Consider the following 17,591-nt stretch of genomic DNA (forward strand, 5'->3'; position numbering starts at 1 on the left):
AGAAGGGCGATGAAGCTCAGCGATATCGCCGACAACGCCGGCTCGCGCAAGAAGCGTATGCGCGTCGGCCGCGGCATCGGTTCCGGCAAGGGCAAGCAGTCCGGTCGCGGCGGCAAGGGCCAGACCGCGCGTTCGGGCGTGCGCATCAAGGGTTTCGAAGGCGGCCAGATGCCGATGCATCGCCGTCTGCCCAAGCGCGGCTTCAACAACATCTTCCGCGTCGAGTTCGCCGAGATCAATCTCGACCGGCTCCAGGAAGCGGTCGACGCCAAGAAGATCGACGCCGGCAGCGTCGTCAACGTCGAGGCCCTGGTGAAGGGCGGCGTGCTGCGCCGCGCCAAGGCCGGCCTGCGGCTGCTCGGCCGAGGCGAGCTCAAGTCCAAGCTCAACATCGAAGTGCACGGCGCCAGCAAGACCGCGATCGCTGCGGTGGAGAAGGCCGGCGGCTCGGTGAAGATCCTCGCCCAGCCCAAGGAAGAAGGCGAGGCGGCGTAACAACTGCGTCATTGGCCCGCGGCGCGCGGGCCTTTACGCATGCGGGACGTGGACTTATCGAAGCCGAGCCCCAGATAATGTCCGGCGTCCGCTAAACTAGCCCGGCCGCGGGCATGACGGCGCAACAGGCGGCGGGAGAAAGTCCAAGATGGTCTCTGCAGCGGAACAACTGGCAGCCAATCTCAATTTCGGCGCGTTTGCCAAGGCCGACGAACTGAAGAAGCGCATCTGGTTCACCCTGGGTGCGCTGCTCGTTTATCGGCTCGGGACCTACATTCCGCTGCCCGGCATCGACCCGAGCGCCTGGGAACAGGTGTTCCGCTCGCAGGCCGGCGGCATCCTCGGCATGTTCAACATGTTCGCCGGCGGCGGCATCAACCGCATGGCGATCTTCGCGCTGAACATCATGCCGTATATCTCGGCCTCGATCATCATCCAGCTGTTGACCACGGTGTCGCCGCAGCTCGAAGCGCTGAAAAAGGAAGGCGAAGCCGGCCGCAAGACGCTGAATCAGTATACCCGCTATCTCACGGTGATCCTGGCCGCGTTCCAATCCTACGGCATCGCGGTAGGACTTCAGGGCGCCGGCAATGTCGTCAGCGAACCCGGTCTGTTTTTCCTGCTCTCGACCTCTATCACGCTGACCGGCGGCACCATGTTCCTGATGTGGCTCGGCGAGCAGATCACCTCGCGCGGCATCGGCAACGGCATTTCGCTGATCATTCTCGCCGGCATCGTCGCCGAGCTGCCCGCGGCGCTCGCCGGCATGCTCGAGCTCGGCCGTCAGGGCGCGATGTCGACCGGCCTGATCCTGGTCGTCATCATCATGGCCGTCGTCGTGATCGCCTTCATCGTCTTCATGGAGCGCGCCCAGCGCCGCCTCTTGATCCAGTATCCGAAGCGTCAGGTCGGCAACAAGATGTTCGAGGGCCAGTCCTCGCATCTGCCGCTCAAGCTCAACACCTCAGGCGTGATCCCGCCGATCTTCGCATCATCGCTGCTCCTCTTGCCGACGACGGTTGCGAACTTCAACACGGGCAGCGGGCCGGAATGGTTCCAGTGGATCACCACCCAGCTCGGCCATGGCCGTCCGCTGTTCCTGATCATGTATCTGGCGCTGATCGTGTTCTTCGCCTTCTTCTACACCGCGATCGTGTTCAACCCGACCGAGACCGCGGACAATCTGAAGAAGCATGGCGGCTTCATTCCGGGCATTCGCCCGGGCGAACGGACCGCGGAATACATCGACTACGTGCTGTCGCGCATCACCGTGCTGGGTGCGGTTTATCTCGCCATAGTCTGCTTGATCCCGGAAATCCTGATCTCCTACGCCTCGGTGCCGTTCTATTTCGGCGGCACCTCCCTGCTGATCGTCGTCAGCGTCACCATGGACACGGTGGCGCAGGTTCAGGGCTATCTGCTGGCGCACCAGTATGAAGGCCTGATCCGCAAGTCCAAGCTGCGCGGTCGCCGCAGGTAAGCCCGCCGCAAATGACCACCGAGCTCGCGCGCCGCATCGCTATCACGATCGGCGCGCTTCTCGTTTTCAGGCTCGGCACGCAGATCCCGATTCCGGGGGTGGATATCTTCGATGTCTCGCCGACGCTGGATCTCGTCTCCCGGCTTTCGATCTTTGCGCTCGGCCTCATTCCCTATCTGACTGCCGCGATCTTGATCCGGTTGCTGTCAATGGTGTGGCGTGGCCTGAATTCGCTCGAACGATCGGGCGAGGGCGGACGGCGTAAGATCGCGCGGGCCACGCTCGGGCTCACACTCGGATTTGCGGCCTTTCAGGCCTACGGTATCGCCTCGGCGCTAACGTCGATCCCGGGCCTGGTCGGGAATCCAGACGGCTGGTTCGTGGTGACGGCCACGGCCTCGATGGTCGGCGGCGTCTTCGTGCTGGTTTGGCTCAGCGAGCAGATCACCCGCCACGGCATCGGCAATGGCCTGGCGCTGATCCTGAGCGCCGGCTTTCTCGTCGCGATTCCGCAAAACATTGCCGGTATTGCGGATCTCGTGCGGAGCGGGGCGATCTCGGGCAATCTTGTGCTCGGCCACGTCGTGTTCTGGATCGCGATCGTCGTCGTGATCGTGCTCGTCGAAGGCGCGCGGCGAAATATCCGGGTCCAGTTCGCCGCACGCAGCATCGGTACGCGGCAACTGCCTGTGCGCGATGCAATGCTGCCGATCAAGCTCAACAGCGCCGGATTCCTGATTCCCGTCACCGTAGCGCCGTGGATGTTCTATCTGCCGCTTGCCTTTGCGGGCTTCATCATGGGAGGCGATCATCCCCTGGTTGCCGCAACCTACCGGCATCTCCAGCTGGGGCAGCCGGCGCACCTCATCCTCATGTCGATCGCCGTGTTGGTGCTCGCCTTTGTCTACACTGCTTATGTGGTCGATCCCGAATACACCGCCAAATCCCTGACCCGCCACGATGGCGCAATTCCCGGTGTCGCTCCCGGCGAGGCTACTGCGGACTATCTCGATCGCGTCGTGTCATTGACGACAGTCGTCGGAGCCGTCTACCTGACGGCGTTGCAGTTGATTCCGGAGGTGTTCGAGCTTTACGGGATCGGGCTGCCTTATAGTATGGTCGTCAATGGTGGTGCAGTGCTGGTTGTGGTTTGCACTGTTCTTGATATCAAAACACAGGTGCGCGAGGTGTCGCTCACCAATCCGGGGGGCGTACGCCGATGAGAATTATACTTCTGGGACCGCCGGGATCGGGCAAGGGGACCCAGGCCCAGCTGCTGGTGCAGCGCTATGGCATCGTCCAGCTCTCGACCGGTGAGATGCTGCGTGCCGCGGTTGCGGCCGGCACCCCGGTCGGGTTGAAGGCCAAGGAGATCATGGCCAGCGGCGGCCTCGTGCCCGATGACGTCGTGGTGGGAATCATTTCGGACCGCATCGACCAGGCCGACGCCAAGAACGGTTTCATCCTCGACGGTTTTCCCCGCACCGTGCCGCAGGCCGAGGCGCTGGACGAGCTGCTCAAGCGCAAGCACCTCAAGCTGGACGCTGTGATCGAGCTCCGTGTCAATGAGAGCGCGCTTCTGAGCCGCGTCGAGACCCGCGTCGCCCAGATGCGGGAGCGCGGCGAGGAGGTCCGGCTCGACGATACCCCGGAGGTCCTGACCAAGCGGCTGGCCAGCTATCGCAGCCAGACGGAACCGCTGATTCACTACTATTCCGAGCGGCGGAAGCTCTCGACCATCGACGGCATGATGGCCATCGACGAGGTCACCCGTGCCATCCACCGCCAGCTCCTGGCTCTGGGGGCGGTCGAGCCCAAGACGCATGCCCGGAGTGCGGCCAAGGCGGCGCCGGCTAAAATGGCCAAGGCGGGGAAGAAAACGGCCAAAAATCCTGCAAAGGCAGCAAAAAAGCCCGCGAAATCGGCTAAAACCGCCAAAAAGGCGACCAAGAAAGCCCTAAAGGGCGCCAAGAAGCCGGGTAAGAAGACCGTCAAGAAAGCAGCCAAGAAGACCGTCAAAAAGGTTGCAAAAACGGCTGCAAAAAAGGTCACGAAAAAGCGAGCCAAGCGCTAGCAGCGGTTGACGGAAGCCCCTGGAATCCCCTAATAAGCCCCGCATCCAAGTCGGATAGTTTCAGACGATGCCGGGCCCCAGGAAGACCGGGGGTGGGCGTCGTGTTCGCGTTTGTGAACACCTGCCCGAGAAAGCAAGCACTTAAAGCCCGATTCCTGACGAGGGATCGGCAACAGGAGAGAAGGCCGTGGCCCGTATTGCCGGCGTGAACATTCCCACCAACAAGCGCGTGCTGATCGCGCTCCAGTACATCCATGGCATCGGCCAGAAGATCGCTGGTGAGATCCTCGAGAAGGTGAAGATCCCCGTGGATCGTCGCGTCAATCAGCTCAGCGACGCCGAAGTGCTCCAGATCCGCGAAGTGATCGACCGCGACTATCTCGTCGAGGGCGACCTGCGTCGTGAGGTCGGTATCAACATCAAGCGTCTGATGGACCTCGGCTGCTATCGCGGCCTGCGTCATCGTCGCGGTCTGCCGGTCCGCGGTCAGCGGACCCACACCAATGCGCGCACGCGCAAGGGTCCGGCAAAGGCCATCGCCGGCAAGAAGAAGTAAACTGGCGAATTGGAAGTGGCGAGTGGCGAGTAGGGGGCTTCCCTGTTCGCCACTCGCTACTCGCTATTCGCTTCCATAGGTGTAGCCGCTGGCATTACGGCGGCGTTTGAGATCTTCAGGAAAGGGACTCAATGGGCAAGGAAGCCACCCGCGTTCGTCGTCGTGAGCGCAAGAACATCGCCTCCGGCGTCGCGCATGTGAACTCGTCGTTCAACAACACGACCATCACCATCACCGACGCGCAGGGCAACACGATCGCCTGGTCTTCGGCCGGCACGATGGGCTTCAAGGGCTCGCGCAAGTCGACCCCGTACGCCGCGCAGGTTGCCGCCGAGGACGTGTCCAAGAAGGCGCAGGAACATGGCATGCGCACGCTGGAAGTCGAGGTCGCCGGTCCCGGGTCGGGCCGCGAATCGGCGCTCCGCGCGCTCCAGGCCGCCGGCTTCACCGTCACCTCGATCCGCGACGTGACCACGATCCCGCACAACGGTTGCCGTCCCCGCAAGCGTCGTCGCGTTTGATTTTCTACGAGCTGCGGGCGCATCGGCGCCCGCAGTGACTTTGCAAGAAGCCGCGGGTGCGACCTGCGGCCTTTCTCCAACGCCAGTATTTGCACCGTCAAATTGACTGGCCTGTATGGGTGAAACAGTGACGATCCAGAAAAATTGGCAAGAATTGATTCGGCCGAACAAGCTCCAGGTCACGCCCGGCAGCGATCCCTCGCGTTTCGCGACCATCGTCGCCGAGCCGCTCGAGCGTGGCTTCGGCCAGACCCTCGGCAATGCGCTGCGCCGCATCCTGCTCTCCTCGCTCCAGGGCGCGGCAGTGCAGTCGGTGCACATCGACGGCGTGCTGCACGAGTTCTCCTCGATCGCGGGCGTCCGTGAGGACGTCACCGACATCGTGCTCAACATCAAGGACATCTCGATCAAGATGCAGGGCGAAGGCCCCAAGCGCATGGTCGTGAAGAAGCAGGGTCCGGGCGTCGTCACCGCCGGCGACATCCAGACCGTCGGCGATGTGGTCGTGCTCAACCCCGATCTGCAGATCTGCACGCTCGACGAGGGCGCCGAGATCCGGATGGAGTTCACGGTCTCGACCGGCAAGGGCTACGTGCCCGCCGAGCGCAACCGTCCCGAGGACGCGCCGATCGGCCTGATCCCGGTCGACAGCCTGTACTCGCCGGTCCGCAAGGTCTCCTACAAGGTCGAGAACACCCGCGAGGGCCAGATCCTCGACTACGACAAGCTGACCATGACGATCGAGACCAACGGTGCGATCACGCCGGATGACTCGGTGGCCTACGCCGCCCGCATCCTGCAGGACCAGCTCAACGTGTTCGTCAACTTCGAAGAGCCGCGCAAGGAAGTCGCCCAGGAGATCATCCCGGACCTCGCCTTCAACCCGGCCTTCCTCAAGAAGGTGGACGAGCTCGAGCTGTCGGTGCGTTCGGCCAACTGCCTGAAGAACGACAACATCGTCTACATCGGCGACCTCGTGCAGAAGAGCGAGGCGGAGATGCTCCGCACCCCGAACTTCGGCCGCAAGTCGCTGAACGAGATCAAGGAAGTGCTGGCCCAGATGGGTCTGCATCTCGGCATGGAAGTGCCGGGCTGGCCGCCGGAGAACATCGACGAGCTCGCCAAGCGCTTCGAGGATCATTACTGAGCGAATGGCGAATAGGGGTGGCGAATAGGGAAGAACTATTCGCTACTCACCATTCGCCACGCGCGACCTAGGGCGAACGCAGGAAGCCCACCTGAAACCAGTCGCTGAACCACCGCGACACAATCGAAGAAGGACTACTCACATGCGTCACGGCAAGGTTCATCGGAAGCTCAACCGCACGGCCGAGCACCGCAAGGCGATGTTCGCCAACATGGCGGCCGCGCTGATCAAGCACGAGCAGATCGTCACCACGCTGCCCAAGGCCAAGGAGCTCCGCCCGATCGTCGAGAAGCTCGTCACGCTCGGCAAGAAGGGCGGCCTGTCGCTGCGCCGTCAGGCCATCTCCGAGCTGCGCGACGTCGACATGGTCAAGAAGCTCTTCGACACGCTGGCGACCCGCTACAAGGACCGCCAGGGCGGCTACACCCGCATCATCAAGGCGGGCTTCCGCTACGGCGACAACGCCGCGATGGCCGTGATCGAGTTCGTCGATCGCGACGTCGATGCCAAGGGCCAGGATTCCGGCCCGGTGCAGGAAAGGGAAGCCGAGGCGGCGTAAGCTGGCCGGCATGACGTTTCAAAAGCGGCGCCTTCGGCGCCGCTTTTTTTGACATGAGTGCAGCACTTGCTACAGGCGGCCGCGCCGGCGATATGTCAGGCGCGGCAAGGCGGAGCTTCGCAATGAGCGATACTGAATTGCGTGTCGTTTACTGGACGGATGAAGAGTACACGGGTCAGATCACTGCGACAGTTAAGTCAGGTCAATTCTCTGCACAGGGTGCGGCCTGGTTTGATCGAACCCACGTGAAGGGCACCTTCTTAACAGCGCTTCGGGCATTTCCCTTGCCGTCAGTCGGCCCGCCAACGCTGGCAGGCGGCTATTGGGCCGAAGGCGATCCCAGGTACCAATGCCATCTTCGGATTACAATCAGGCCGCACGACAGCCGAGGAACGCTCCTCGTGCAAGTGGACGTCTCTTCCGAGGTCTGGAAGACTCCCGATGCCGACATGCAGAACTCCGCAACGGTTCGCTTTCGGGCGGAATACGCGGCCCTCGACCGGTTCGTGGAGGAGTTTGAGCAAGTTCTGGACGGAACGAGGGACGCTGCAATTCTGAAGGGCATCACGAATTAGGCCATGGTCCAGCCTCACGCATCGGTGAGCCCTGATTGCAGCTGAGGGAGCCGCTTCCGATATCTCCATCCGCATCCATGGAGATATCGCATGCACATCGACCTTTCCGGAAAGACCGCCCTCGTCACCGGCTCGACGGCCGGCATCGGCCACGCCATCGCCAAGGGCCTCGCCGGCTCGGGCGCCAGCGTCGTGATCAACGGCCGCGGCCAGGACAAGGTCGATGCGGCGGTACGCAAGCTGGAAGGGACGGGCGCCAAGGTCCGCGGCATCGCGGCCGACGTCTCGACCGCGGCAGGCTGCAAGGCACTCGTTGCGGCGCTTCCGGAGGTCGACATCCTCGTCAACAATGCCGGCATCTTCGAGCCCAAGGACTTCTTCGAGATTCCGGATGAGGACTGGAGCCGCTTCTTTGAGGTGAACGTGATGAGCGGCGTGCGGCTGTCGCGCGCTTACATGAAGGGCATGCTCGCGCGCAATTGGGGTCGCATCGTCTTCATCTCCTCGGAATCGGGGCTCAACATTCCCGTCGAGATGATCCACTACGGCATGACCAAGACGGCCCAGCTTTCGGTCGCGCGAGGCCTCGCGCAACTCACCGCCGGCACCGGGGTCACCGTCAATTCCGTGCTGCCGGGCCCGACCATGTCGGAAGGCGTCGAGACGTTCGTCAAGGATCTCGCCAGGCAGAACGGTCAGTCCGTGGACGAAGCCGCGGCCAACTTCGTCAAGCAGCATCGTCCGAGTTCGCTGCTGCAGCGCTTCGCGAGCGTCGACGAGATCGCCAACATGGTGGTCTATGTCGCCTCCAAGCAAGCATCCGCCACAAACGGTGCAGCGCTGCGCGCCGAGGGCGGCATCGTCAACACGATCGCCTGAGATACCGATGACAGCCTATGTGATCTCCGAAGTCGAGATGCGCGATCCCGCCGCATTCGAGGCCTATCGTGCCTTGGCTGCCAAGACGATCGCGCAATACGGCGGGCGTTATCTCGTCCGCGGCGGCCAGGCCGAGCTGCTCGAGGGCGGCCCACCACCGAACGCGATCGTCATCGTCGAGTTCCCGACGATGGCGCGGCTGAAGGAGTGGTACGCCTCCTCCGAGTATGCCGAAGCCCTGAAGCTGCGCGCCAGCGCACTGGAGCGCAGGCTGCTGCTTGTCGAAGGCGTATCGACGCCGTAGGCGATCGGCTACTCGTCCTTGATCCCGGCCTTCTGCGCGATGTCCTTCATCTCGGCCGTCTCCTTGGTCACCGCGCCGGCCCAGTCGTCAAAGCGTGCGAAGCCCGGCTCGAAGCCGACCTTGACGAAGCGCTCCACAACGGAGGGGCTGTTGATGATCTCCTCCAGCGTCGCCGTGAGCTTGTCGCGAACCGGTTGCGGCAGCCCCCTGGGCGCGACCACCGCGCCCCATGACGAGAAGTCGATGGCGGGATAGCCGAGCTCTGCCAATGTCGGTACGTCGGGCAGGAAGGGTGTGCGCTGGCTCGAGAATACGGCCATCACCTTGACGGCGCCGGCCTCGATCTGCGGCTTCACGGCGATCACGGTATCGACATGGTACTGGATGTGCTTGCCGATGAGATCGTTCATCGCCGGCGCGCTGCCCTTGTAGGGCAGGTGGACCATCTTGATTCCGGCATTCGACTTGAACAACTCGCCGGCGAAATGCGACACCGTGGCGACGCCGAAGGAGGCCAGCGACAGCTTGTCCGGATTGGCCTTTGCCTCCGCGACGAGTGCAGGCAGATCCTTGACCGGATTGTCCTTGTAGGTGACCAGCGCCAGGGTGATCTTGCCGACCCGGCCGAGCGGCTCGAAATCCTTGGCCGCATCGTACGGAACGCTCTCCTTCACGGCGGCCGGCAAGGTGAAGCTCGAATTCGAGCTGAAGAACAGGGTGTATCCATCCGGCGCCGCGCGCGCGACCTCCTTGGCCGCGATCGTAGTGCCGCCGCCGGGACGGTTCATGATGATCACGGGCTTGCCGAGCCGCGCTTCTAGCTCGCCGCCGATGATGCGGGCCACCACGTCGGAAGCTCCGCCCGGCGGGAACGGGACGATCAATTGCAGGGATTTCTCGGGATAGGTCGATTGCGCGGTTGCTAGCGAGTTGACGCTGATCGAGCCGATGGCAGCGAGCGCGAGCGTCAGGAACGTTGTTTTCATCGTGTCGTTTTCCGCAGGTGAGGTTTAATCGAAAGCAAGAAATCCCGGCTTGCCCGCAAGTGGCGGCTGTTTGGCAAGCCATGCAATGTCGGGAACGGGGCGGGCGGTGACCGGATTTGCGGCCAGCACCGCTTCGATTTCGCGCGCGACCGCGAGCGTTAAGAGATCGCCGCCGCGCGGGCCGATCACCTGGATGCCAAACGGCAGGCCGGCGCTGTCGCGACCGGCCGGGATTGCGACGGTGGGATGGCCGACATTGGTGACGGCATAGGCGAGCGCGAGCCAGTGGAAATAGCTCTTGGTCGGGCGGCCGTCGATCTCGGCCGGATAGAGCTCCGACCACGGCCGGGGGCTGATGGTGACCGCAGGCGCGACAATGAAATCGTGATCCGCGAAGAAGCTCTGCCAGCGCCGGTAAAGGTCGGTCTGCATCGAAAGCGCACGCGCCACGTCGGCGGCGGAATAGCCGAGTCCCTCCGCAACGTTGTCGCGAACGTTGGGCCCGACCTTGTCCGGAAACTTCTCCACGAGCTCGCGGTGGCGGCCGAGGAATGCGACGGCGCGCAGGATGCTGAACACCTCGTCCGCGCCGGTGCAATCAGGATGAACCCATTCGACTTTGCGAAACACCGTTTCGAACGAATTGAGCTTCTGTTTGAAGGCGCGGGCGACCGCCCCCTCGGTCGGCGCGAAGCCGAAGTCGCTGGTTGCAGCAATGCGGAGCGCGGAGAGATCGACGCGCGGCGGATTGCGATAGAGCGCCGGCGAAGGCACGCCGCCTGCATGAAGGATCGCCGACAACGGATCGCGGACGTCACGATCCAGCATGCAGGACAGCATCAGGCAAACGTCGGACACGGTTCTCGCCATCGGCCCGAGCTGCGAGATCTGCAGCCAGGCCATATTGCGGCTGTTGCTGGCGATCAGTCCGGGCGAGGGCCGGAAGCCGACCACGCCGCAAAAGGACGCCGGATTCCGCACCGAGCCGCCGGTATCGGATCCGGTCGCGAGCGGCACCATGCCAGTGGCGAGTGCGACCGCCGATCCCCCCGACGAGCCGGCGGCGGATCGATTGGGATCGAAGGGATTTCCGGTCGCGCCATACACGGCGTTGCGCGTATTGCCGCCAGCGCCCCATTCCGGCACGTTGGTCTTGCCGATGACGATCGCGCCCTCGCGCTTGAGCATCGCGACGATGGCCTCGTCTTGCCTGGCGAAATTGTCCGCGAACAGCACGCTGCCAAAGCTGGTGGGCAATCCTTCCGCGTCGATCAGGTCTTTGACACCGAGCGGCAGCCCGTGTACGGCGCCCAAGGTCTCACCGTGCATCACGGCGGCCTCGCGCTCGCGCGCCGTCTCGCGCGCGGTTTCGAACGAGCGCGCAACGACGGCGTTGACTGCCGGATCGACCGCTTCGATGCGGCGGATGCAGCTATCCGTCAGCTCGACGGGGGAGAGCTTGCGCTGGCCGATCAGCGCGCGTGCCGCGACCGCCGAAAGGTCGCATGGTTCGGTCATCATCAATCTGCTTGTTGGTCCCGGCGGGCGGGGGGGCGGCCCTCATTTCCGGGACCGCGGACGCATGATGCATCAATCGTGCCAAGCCTACCACCCCTCCAGCACGATCTTGCCGCGCGACTTGCCGCTCTCCAAGAGCGCGTGCGCGCGCTTGAGGTTGGCGGCGTTGATCGTGCCGAAGGTCTGGTCGAGCGTGGTCCGCAGCACGCCCTTGTCGATGAGGTCGGCGACGTCATCGAGCAGATGATGCTGCGCGATCATGTCAGGGGTCTGGAACGAGGAGCGCGTGAACATCGATTCCCAGTGCACCGAGATCGCCTTGCCCTTGAATGCGGCAATGGTGAACTCCGGAGGATCGTCGATCAGGCCGAACTTGCCCTGCGGCGCCATGAATTCCGCAATCGCCTTGTAGTGCTGGTCGGTAAAGGTGAGGCTGGCCACGAGTGCGACCGGCGGCAGCTTCAGTTTCTCGATCTGCTCCTTCATCGGCCTGCCGTGGTCGATCACCGCATGCGCGCCGAGATCGAGGCACCATTCTCGCGACTCCGGCCGTGTCGCGGTGGCGAGCACCGTGAGGCCGGTAAGGCGGCGGGCGAGCTGGATCAGGATCGAGCCGACGCCGCCGGCGCCGCCCGTGATCAGCAGCGTGCGCGGATCGACGCTCTTGCCCGGCACCGCGCCGAGCCGGTCGAACAGCAATTCCCAGGCGGTGATGGAGGTGAGAGGAAGGGCGGCAGCTTGCGCGAACGACAGGCTTTTCGGCTTGTTGCCGACGATGCGCTCGTCGACCAGGTGGAATTCGGCGTTGGTGCCCTGACGCAGGATCGAGCCGGCGTAGAACACCTCGTCGCCTGGCTTGAACAGCGTGACCTCAGGCCCGACGGCATCGACCACGCCGGCCGCGTCATAGCCGAGGATCTTGGTCTCGCCATCGGGAGGGGCGGCGCGCTTGCGCACCTTGTAGTCGACCGGATTGGCCGAGATCGCTTTCACGGCGACGCGGACGTCGCGCCCTTTGGGCTCGGGTTTTGCGGTCTCGAAATCGAACAATGACTCCGCGTCCTCGATCGGAAGCGATTTCTTGTAGCCGACGGCCTTCATGGCGTGTCTCCATCAGATGGCTTATTCGCCTGCCGCCCTAACTGTCGCTCTGGCTCCGGTTTGGCAAGTACTGTAAATTCGGGGATATAGTCCCTGTTTGGATACTATTGGGAAACGCCGCATGAAACGCCGTAATTTCGCCCGCCGTCCAGGCTGCTCGGTCGAGGCGACGCTGGACCTGATCGACGGCAAGTGGAAGGGCGTGATCCTCTACCACCTGCAGAGCGGTACCCAGCGCTTCGGCGAATTGCGCCGTCGGATGCCCGGCATCACCCAGCGCATGCTGACGAAGCAGCTGCGCGCGCTGGAGGAAGACGAGCTCGTCATCCGCAAGGTCTATGCCGAGGTGCCGCCGCGCGTGGAATATAGCCTGTCGGAGCTGGGCGAGAGCCTGAGGCCCGTGATCGACATCCTGAAGGCCTGGGGCGAGAGCCACCAGGAGCGGCTGTCCTGCGCGCCGCCGCCGGTGGTCGTGAAGAAGAAGCGTGCGGCGTAGATTGTAGCCTGCCCGGCGCAGCATATTCAGCGTCATCCCCGCGAAGGCGGGGATTCATAGCCCCAGGGAGAGGTTGTGGTGCGCGCTAGCAACTCCGAGTCATCGCAGCCACGTCCGCCTGTGGTTATGGGTCCCGGGCTCGCGCTTTCGCGCGCCCCGGGACGACGAGTGTGGCCTAGAACGCGAACTGCGTGCGCATCGCGACCGCGTCGAACTTCGAGCCGACGTCGGCGGTCGAGATCGGCGAGGCCTGTCGCGACACCGTGCCGTGCAGATAGTCGAGCATGAAGCGCACGTTGCCGTTGACGTACCAGTTGAGCGCGAGCGTATAGACGGTCTGCCGGCCGCCTGCGACGCCGCTCGCCGTCGCGAGCTGATCGTTGAGGTCGATCGTCGAGAAGCGTCCCGCGATCTCCCAGGCGCCCCAGCCGCCGCCGTCGAGCGAGAACGGATGCGCCGGCTTGACGCCGCTATAGGCCGCGTTCGCCGCATTGTAGGAGCGGCCTTCGCCGGTCAGCACGTAGCCGGCCTGCGCATAGCCGCCCTGGAATTTCAGGCTCGGTGCGCCCGTCAGCGGCACGGCGGTGTTGGCGGTGCGATCGACGTTGTACCAGAAATACTCGCCCTGGACGATGAACGGCCCGTAGGTCGCCGCCGCCTCGACGCTGTAGACCTGGGCGCCGGAGGCATTGGCGATGGCCCCGGTCGAGATCAGCGTGGTCGGGTCGAGCCGCAATTCCGGACGATCGCTCAGCGTGACCGTCTGGGTGTTGGCGATCAGATTGCGCGGCGGCTGGATCAGCCATTGCGCATTGGCGCCGAGGTGCACCGAATAGTCCTTGGTGCTGATCGGATTGCCGGCGACGCGCGCCACGGCGCCATACTGCTCGCTGGTGCCGGGTGGCGCCGCGCTCGAGGCGGAATGGATCGCACCGGTCGACGGTCCCGTGACATAGCCGCCGATCCAGAGCTGGTCGTTGAACCAGCGCGCACCGGCCGCGGAACGGAAGTCACCGGCGGCGATGTTGGTCGCGATCACGCCGGGCGAGGCGCGCTCCATGAACATGATGTCGTTCGAGCTCGTCGCTTCGTCGAGCGTGTATGGCAGATCCATGATGCCGGCCTCGATCGCCATCTTGCCGCCGAACGGTTTCAGGCCGGTATAGCTGATATAGGCGTTCTCGACGCCGGAGACGCCGCCGCCTGGAAGCGATCCCGGTGCTGTGCCGCCAAATCCGTCGGAAGACCCGCCGAAGTCGTAGACGAGTGCGAAATTCCAATCGTGGAAGAACTTGCCGGTGACACCGATGCGCGCGCGGCGGACGTTCTGGCCGCTATCGAGCTTTTGCGGCACGGTGGCCGCGGTGTTGGGACGATAGTCATAGCCGCCGACGTCCCAATGCAGGCGGCTTGTGATGGCGACGCAGTTGGCCTGGTCGGCAGTGCAGATCGTCGGCCGGTTGTTCGGCATCGTCACGACGACGCCGGACGCCGGCGCCGGCCCCTTGACGGGGATTGCCGCATTGGCATTGGCCACCGCGGCCTTTGCCTCCGCGCGCGCCTCGGCTTTGGCCTCAGCCTTGGCTTCGACTTTCACCTTCGCCGCGGCCGCCGTGTTCGCCGCGGTCTGGCTCTGCAGCTTGTCGAGCTTCTGCTCGAGCATCTTCAGCTGCTGCTTCAACAGCGCGATCTCCTGCTCGCTGCTGCTAGCCGATTGAGCCTGGGCCTGCGAGGTCGCCAGCGCGCCGGCGAGACCAATCGCGGTGGCCGCAATTCTTGCTCTGCTCACGTTACGTCTCCATCATTTGACTGTTTCCTCAAGCCGCGGACGGAGAGCCTAGGTGTGATCGATGACTGCCCCGCGACGCTGCGATCGGCTGCGTGGGTTCCCACTGATGCAAATTCGCCGCAACCGAATCCGCTTCACAGCACCATGCAAGATGACGCACATCATGCCAATCCGCCGCCCGGGCAAATTGCCGATTCGCACGGCACCCTTGCATGCCGGACACGGCTTTGAGGCGGCCGAATATTGCCCCGGCGGCCTTCTATTGGGAGGCGAACGCGCCTATATTCCGGCGTCTTTTCCAAGAGGTAGGAATGTTTCGAGCGACCTGGACTGCCGCCGTCACGGCGCTGTGCGTAGCCTTTTCGGCCACCTTCAATCCGACTGCTGCGCAGGACCGTCGGGCCCCGTCGTCGCCGGCCGAGCTGCGGATGTCCTATGCTCCGATCGTGCAGCGGGTGCAGCCGGCGGTCGTCAACGTCTATGCCGCAAAGGTGGTGCAGAACCGCAACCCACTATTGGACGATCCGATCTTCCGCCGCTTCTTCGGCGTGCCGGGCCAGCAGCCCGAGCAGATGCAGCGCTCGCTCGGCTCCGGCGTCATCGTCGATGCCTCCGGCCTCGTCGTCACCAACGTCCACGTCATCGAGGGCGCCGACCAGGTGAAGGTGTCGCTGTCGGACAAGCGCGAGTTCGAGGCCGAGATCCTGCTCAAGGATTCCCGGACCGATCTCGCCGTGCTGCGCCTGAAGGACAGCAAGGAGAAGTTCCCGACGCTCGACTTCACCAATTCCGACGAGCTCTTGGTCGGCGACGTCGTGCTCGCGATCGGCAATCCCTTCGGCGTCGGCCAGACCGTGACCCAGGGTATCATCTCCGCGCTGGCGCGCACGCAAGTGGGCATCACCGACTATCAGTTCTTCATTCAGACCGATGCGGCGATCAACCCGGGCAATTCCGGCGGCGCGCTGGTCGACATGGGTGGCAAGCTCGCCGGCATCAATACCGCGATCTATTCGCGCTCCGGCGGCTCGCAAGGCATCGGCTTTGCGATTCCCGCCAACATGGTGCGCGTCGTCGTTGCCTCCGCCAAAAGCGGCGGCAAGGCGGTGAAGCGTCCCTGGTTAGGGGCAAAATTGCAGGCGGTGACGCCCGAGATCGCCGAGAGCCTCGGCCTGCGCTCGCCGACCGGTGCGCTGGTCGCGAGCGTGGTGTCGAACGGTCCGGCGGCGAAAGCCGGCCTGAAATCCTCCGACCTCATCACCGGGATCGACGGCCAGATCGTGGATGATCCGAACGCCTTCGACTATCGCTTCGCAACCCGTCCGCTCGGCGGCACCGCGCAACTCGACGTGCAGCGCGGCGGCAAGTCGGTGAAGCTCACGGTAGCGCTGGAGACCGCGCCCGACACCGGGCGCAACGAGATCGTCGTCACCGCGCGCTCGCCGTTCCAGGGCGCGAAGGTTTCGACCATCACGCCGGCCGTCGCCGACGAGCTGCGTCTGGACGCCGATACCGAAGGGGTCGTGATCACCGATATCGGCGGCGATACCGCTGCCGCGAGCGTCGGCTTCCAGAAGGGCGACATCATCCTGGCCGTCAACAACCAGAAGATCAGCAAGACCGGCGACCTCGAGAAGGCCGCAGGTGAACGCGCACGGATCTGGCGCATCACGCTGGTCCGCGGCGGCCAGCAGATCAACGTCACGCTGGGCGGATGAGTCCGAAGCGGCCAAAGGAGACACCGACGCTCTTCGCCGCGGCGGGGCTCGATCACGACGCGCCCCATCCGCTGCCGGATCGGCTGCGCCCGCGGGTGTTGTCGGAGGTCGTCGGCCAGGATCACATCCTCAGCCCCGACGGTGCGCTGACGCGCATGCTGGAGACGCGCACGCTCGGCTCGTTGGTGTTCTGGGGTCCGCCGGGCACCGGCAAGACCACGGTGGCGCGGCTCTTGGCTGACGCGACGGATCTGCATTTCGAGCAGATCTCCGCGGTATTCTCCGGCGTCGCCGACCTCAAGAAGGCGTTCGATGCCGCGCGCGCCCGCCGCGAGATGGGCAAGGGCACGCTGTTGTTCGTCGATGAGGTGCACAGATTCAACCGCGCCCAGCAGGACTCTTTTCTGCCGGTGATGGAGGACGGCACGGTCGTTCTTGTCGGCGCCACCACCGAGAACCCGTCCTTCGAGCTCAACGCGGCGTTGCTCTCGCGTGCGCGCGTGCTGGTGTTTCGCTCGCTCGATGCCGCTGCGATCGAAAAGCTGTTCGCGCATGCCGAAGCCGTCGAGGGCAGGAAGCTGCCGCTCGATGCGGAGGCGCGCGCGGTGCTGGTGCGCATGGCCGACGGCGATGGCCGTGCCTCGTTGACGCTCGCCGAAGAGGTCTGGCGTTCGGCGCGGGCTCACGAGATCTTCAATGCTGCGCAGCTGCAGGAGATCCTGCAGCGCCGCGCGCCGATCTACGACAAATCGGCCGACGGCCACTACAATCTGATCTCGGCGCTGCATAAATCGGTGCGCGGCTCCGATCCGGATGCCGCGCTGTATTACCTCGCGCGCATGCTGGACGCCGGCGAGGACCCGCTGTTTCTGGCCCGCCGCGTCGTGCGCATGGCGGTCGAGGACATCGGCCTGGCCGATCCGCAGGCGCTGGTCATCGCCAATGCCGCCAAGGACGCCTTCGACTTCCTCGGCCATCCCGAGGGCGAACTCGCCATCGCGCAGGCCGTGGTCTATCTCGCCACCGCGCCGAAATCGAACGCGGTCTACACCGCCTTCGGCACTGCGATGCAGGTCGCCAAGCAGGCCGGCTCGCTGCTGCCGCCTAAGCACATCCTCAATTCCCCGACCAAGCTGATGAAGTCGGAAGGCTACGGCTCCGGCTACCAATACGACCACGACGCGCCGGAGGCCTTCTCCGGCCAGGACTACTTCCCGGAGGCCCTGGGACGTCAGACCTTCTACGACCCGCCCGAGCGGGGTTTTGAACGCGAGATCAGGAAGCGGCTGGATTACTGGGCCAAGCTGCGCAAGGAGCGGGGCGGGACGTAGGGCTGTCGAGGCTCTAAAGGGCGTACATTTACGGTTTACGTAACGCGTAAATCTTGCTACTC

At 64.2% G+C, this 17,591-nt stretch carries 18 protein-coding genes; 14 read left to right on the forward strand and 4 right to left on the reverse strand.

The window, feature by feature from the left end; translation table 11 throughout:
- Nucleotides 1–9 precede the first annotated feature (9 nt).
- The 11 genes from rplO to AC24YW_RS16805 all read left to right on the forward strand — a co-directional run bounded on the left by rplO (nt 10) and on the right by AC24YW_RS16805 (nt 8,590).
- Nucleotides 10–495, forward strand: a complete 486-nt coding sequence (rplO, locus tag AC24YW_RS16755) for a 50S ribosomal protein L15 (protein ID WP_025036983.1) — start codon at nt 10–12, stop codon at nt 493–495.
- A gap of 148 nt (nt 496–643) precedes the next feature.
- The gene (gene secY / locus AC24YW_RS16760) at nt 644–1,975 is read left to right on the forward strand and encodes a preprotein translocase subunit SecY (RefSeq protein WP_487483753.1); all 1,332 of its coding nucleotides are present in this window, start codon (nt 644–646) and stop codon (nt 1,973–1,975) included.
- Between the two features lie 11 nt (nt 1,976–1,986).
- Nucleotides 1,987–3,198: a preprotein translocase subunit SecY gene (locus AC24YW_RS16765; protein WP_487483754.1), complete on the forward strand. Its 1,212-nt coding sequence runs from the start codon at nt 1,987–1,989 to the stop codon at nt 3,196–3,198.
- Nucleotides 3,195–4,049 carry an adenylate kinase gene (locus AC24YW_RS16770; protein WP_487483755.1) on the forward strand — a complete coding sequence of 285 codons (855 nt, stop codon included), beginning with the start codon at nt 3,195–3,197 and terminating at the stop codon, nt 4,047–4,049. The genes AC24YW_RS16765 and AC24YW_RS16770 overlap by 4 nt, the downstream gene beginning before the upstream one ends.
- A 187-nt stretch (nt 4,050–4,236) precedes the next feature.
- Nucleotides 4,237–4,605 (forward strand): 30S ribosomal protein S13, encoded by a 369-nt coding sequence (gene rpsM / locus AC24YW_RS16775; protein WP_008549231.1) that lies wholly within the window; start codon nt 4,237–4,239, stop codon nt 4,603–4,605.
- A gap of 131 nt (nt 4,606–4,736) precedes the next feature.
- On the forward strand, nt 4,737–5,126 hold the full coding sequence (gene rpsK, locus AC24YW_RS16780) for a 30S ribosomal protein S11 (RefSeq protein ID WP_007603045.1): 390 nt from the start codon (nt 4,737–4,739) through the stop codon (nt 5,124–5,126).
- Nucleotides 5,127–5,241: 115 nt separating this feature from the next.
- Complete coding sequence (locus tag AC24YW_RS16785; protein WP_029674561.1) at nt 5,242–6,273, forward strand: DNA-directed RNA polymerase subunit alpha; 1,032 nt, start codon at nt 5,242–5,244, stop codon at nt 6,271–6,273.
- A 142-nt stretch (nt 6,274–6,415) separates the two neighbouring features.
- Complete coding sequence (rplQ, locus tag AC24YW_RS16790) at nt 6,416–6,832, forward strand: 50S ribosomal protein L17 (RefSeq protein WP_487483756.1); 417 nt, start codon at nt 6,416–6,418, stop codon at nt 6,830–6,832.
- Between the two features lie 122 nt (nt 6,833–6,954).
- On the forward strand, nt 6,955–7,407 hold the full coding sequence (locus AC24YW_RS16795) for a hypothetical protein (protein WP_487483757.1): 453 nt from the start codon (nt 6,955–6,957) through the stop codon (nt 7,405–7,407).
- Between the two features lie 90 nt (nt 7,408–7,497).
- Entirely contained in the window at nt 7,498–8,286 is a 789-nt protein-coding gene (locus AC24YW_RS16800; protein ID WP_487483758.1) for an SDR family NAD(P)-dependent oxidoreductase, read from the forward strand.
- Between the two features lie 7 nt (nt 8,287–8,293).
- Nucleotides 8,294–8,590 (forward strand): DUF1330 domain-containing protein, encoded by a 297-nt coding sequence (locus AC24YW_RS16805; protein WP_487483759.1) that lies wholly within the window; start codon nt 8,294–8,296, stop codon nt 8,588–8,590.
- A gap of 8 nt (nt 8,591–8,598) precedes the next feature.
- Here the strand turns inward: AC24YW_RS16805 and AC24YW_RS16810 are convergent, their stop codons facing one another.
- From AC24YW_RS16810 to AC24YW_RS16820, 3 genes are all read right to left on the reverse strand, one after another.
- A complete protein-coding gene (locus AC24YW_RS16810) occupies nt 8,599–9,576 on the reverse strand; it encodes a Bug family tripartite tricarboxylate transporter substrate binding protein (protein WP_487483760.1) in 978 nt (325 codons plus the stop codon).
- A 24-nt stretch (nt 9,577–9,600) separates the two neighbouring features.
- Nucleotides 9,601–11,094, reverse strand: coding sequence for an amidase (locus AC24YW_RS16815; protein WP_487483761.1), 1,494 nt, complete (start codon nt 11,092–11,094; stop codon nt 9,601–9,603).
- Between the two features lie 87 nt (nt 11,095–11,181).
- Nucleotides 11,182–12,195 carry a zinc-binding alcohol dehydrogenase family protein gene (locus AC24YW_RS16820; RefSeq protein ID WP_487483762.1) on the reverse strand — a complete coding sequence of 338 codons (1,014 nt, stop codon included), beginning with the start codon at nt 12,193–12,195 and terminating at the stop codon, nt 11,182–11,184.
- Nucleotides 12,196–12,316: 121 nt separating this feature from the next.
- Here AC24YW_RS16820 and AC24YW_RS16825 point away from each other — a divergent pair, with 121 nt between their 5' ends.
- Nucleotides 12,317–12,691 (forward strand): winged helix-turn-helix transcriptional regulator, encoded by a 375-nt coding sequence (locus AC24YW_RS16825; protein ID WP_487483763.1) that lies wholly within the window; start codon nt 12,317–12,319, stop codon nt 12,689–12,691.
- Nucleotides 12,692–12,866: 175 nt separating this feature from the next.
- On the opposite strand, the gene AC24YW_RS16830 is transcribed toward AC24YW_RS16825, so the two are convergent.
- Nucleotides 12,867–14,480 carry an OprO/OprP family phosphate-selective porin gene (locus tag AC24YW_RS16830; RefSeq protein WP_487483764.1) on the reverse strand — a complete coding sequence of 538 codons (1,614 nt, stop codon included), beginning with the start codon at nt 14,478–14,480 and terminating at the stop codon, nt 12,867–12,869.
- Between the two features lie 311 nt (nt 14,481–14,791).
- Here AC24YW_RS16830 and AC24YW_RS16835 point away from each other — a divergent pair, with 311 nt between their 5' ends.
- Together AC24YW_RS16835 and AC24YW_RS16840 are read left to right on the forward strand one after the other, a co-directional pair.
- Nucleotides 14,792–16,198, forward strand: a complete 1,407-nt coding sequence (locus AC24YW_RS16835; protein WP_487483765.1) for a DegQ family serine endoprotease — start codon at nt 14,792–14,794, stop codon at nt 16,196–16,198.
- Nucleotides 16,195–17,529 carry a replication-associated recombination protein A gene (locus AC24YW_RS16840; RefSeq protein WP_487483766.1) on the forward strand — a complete coding sequence of 445 codons (1,335 nt, stop codon included), beginning with the start codon at nt 16,195–16,197 and terminating at the stop codon, nt 17,527–17,529. Before AC24YW_RS16835 ends, AC24YW_RS16840 begins: the two co-directional genes overlap by 4 nt.
- Nucleotides 17,530–17,591 lie beyond the last annotated feature (62 nt).

Source organism: Bradyrhizobium sp. USDA3516, assembly GCF_057651995.1.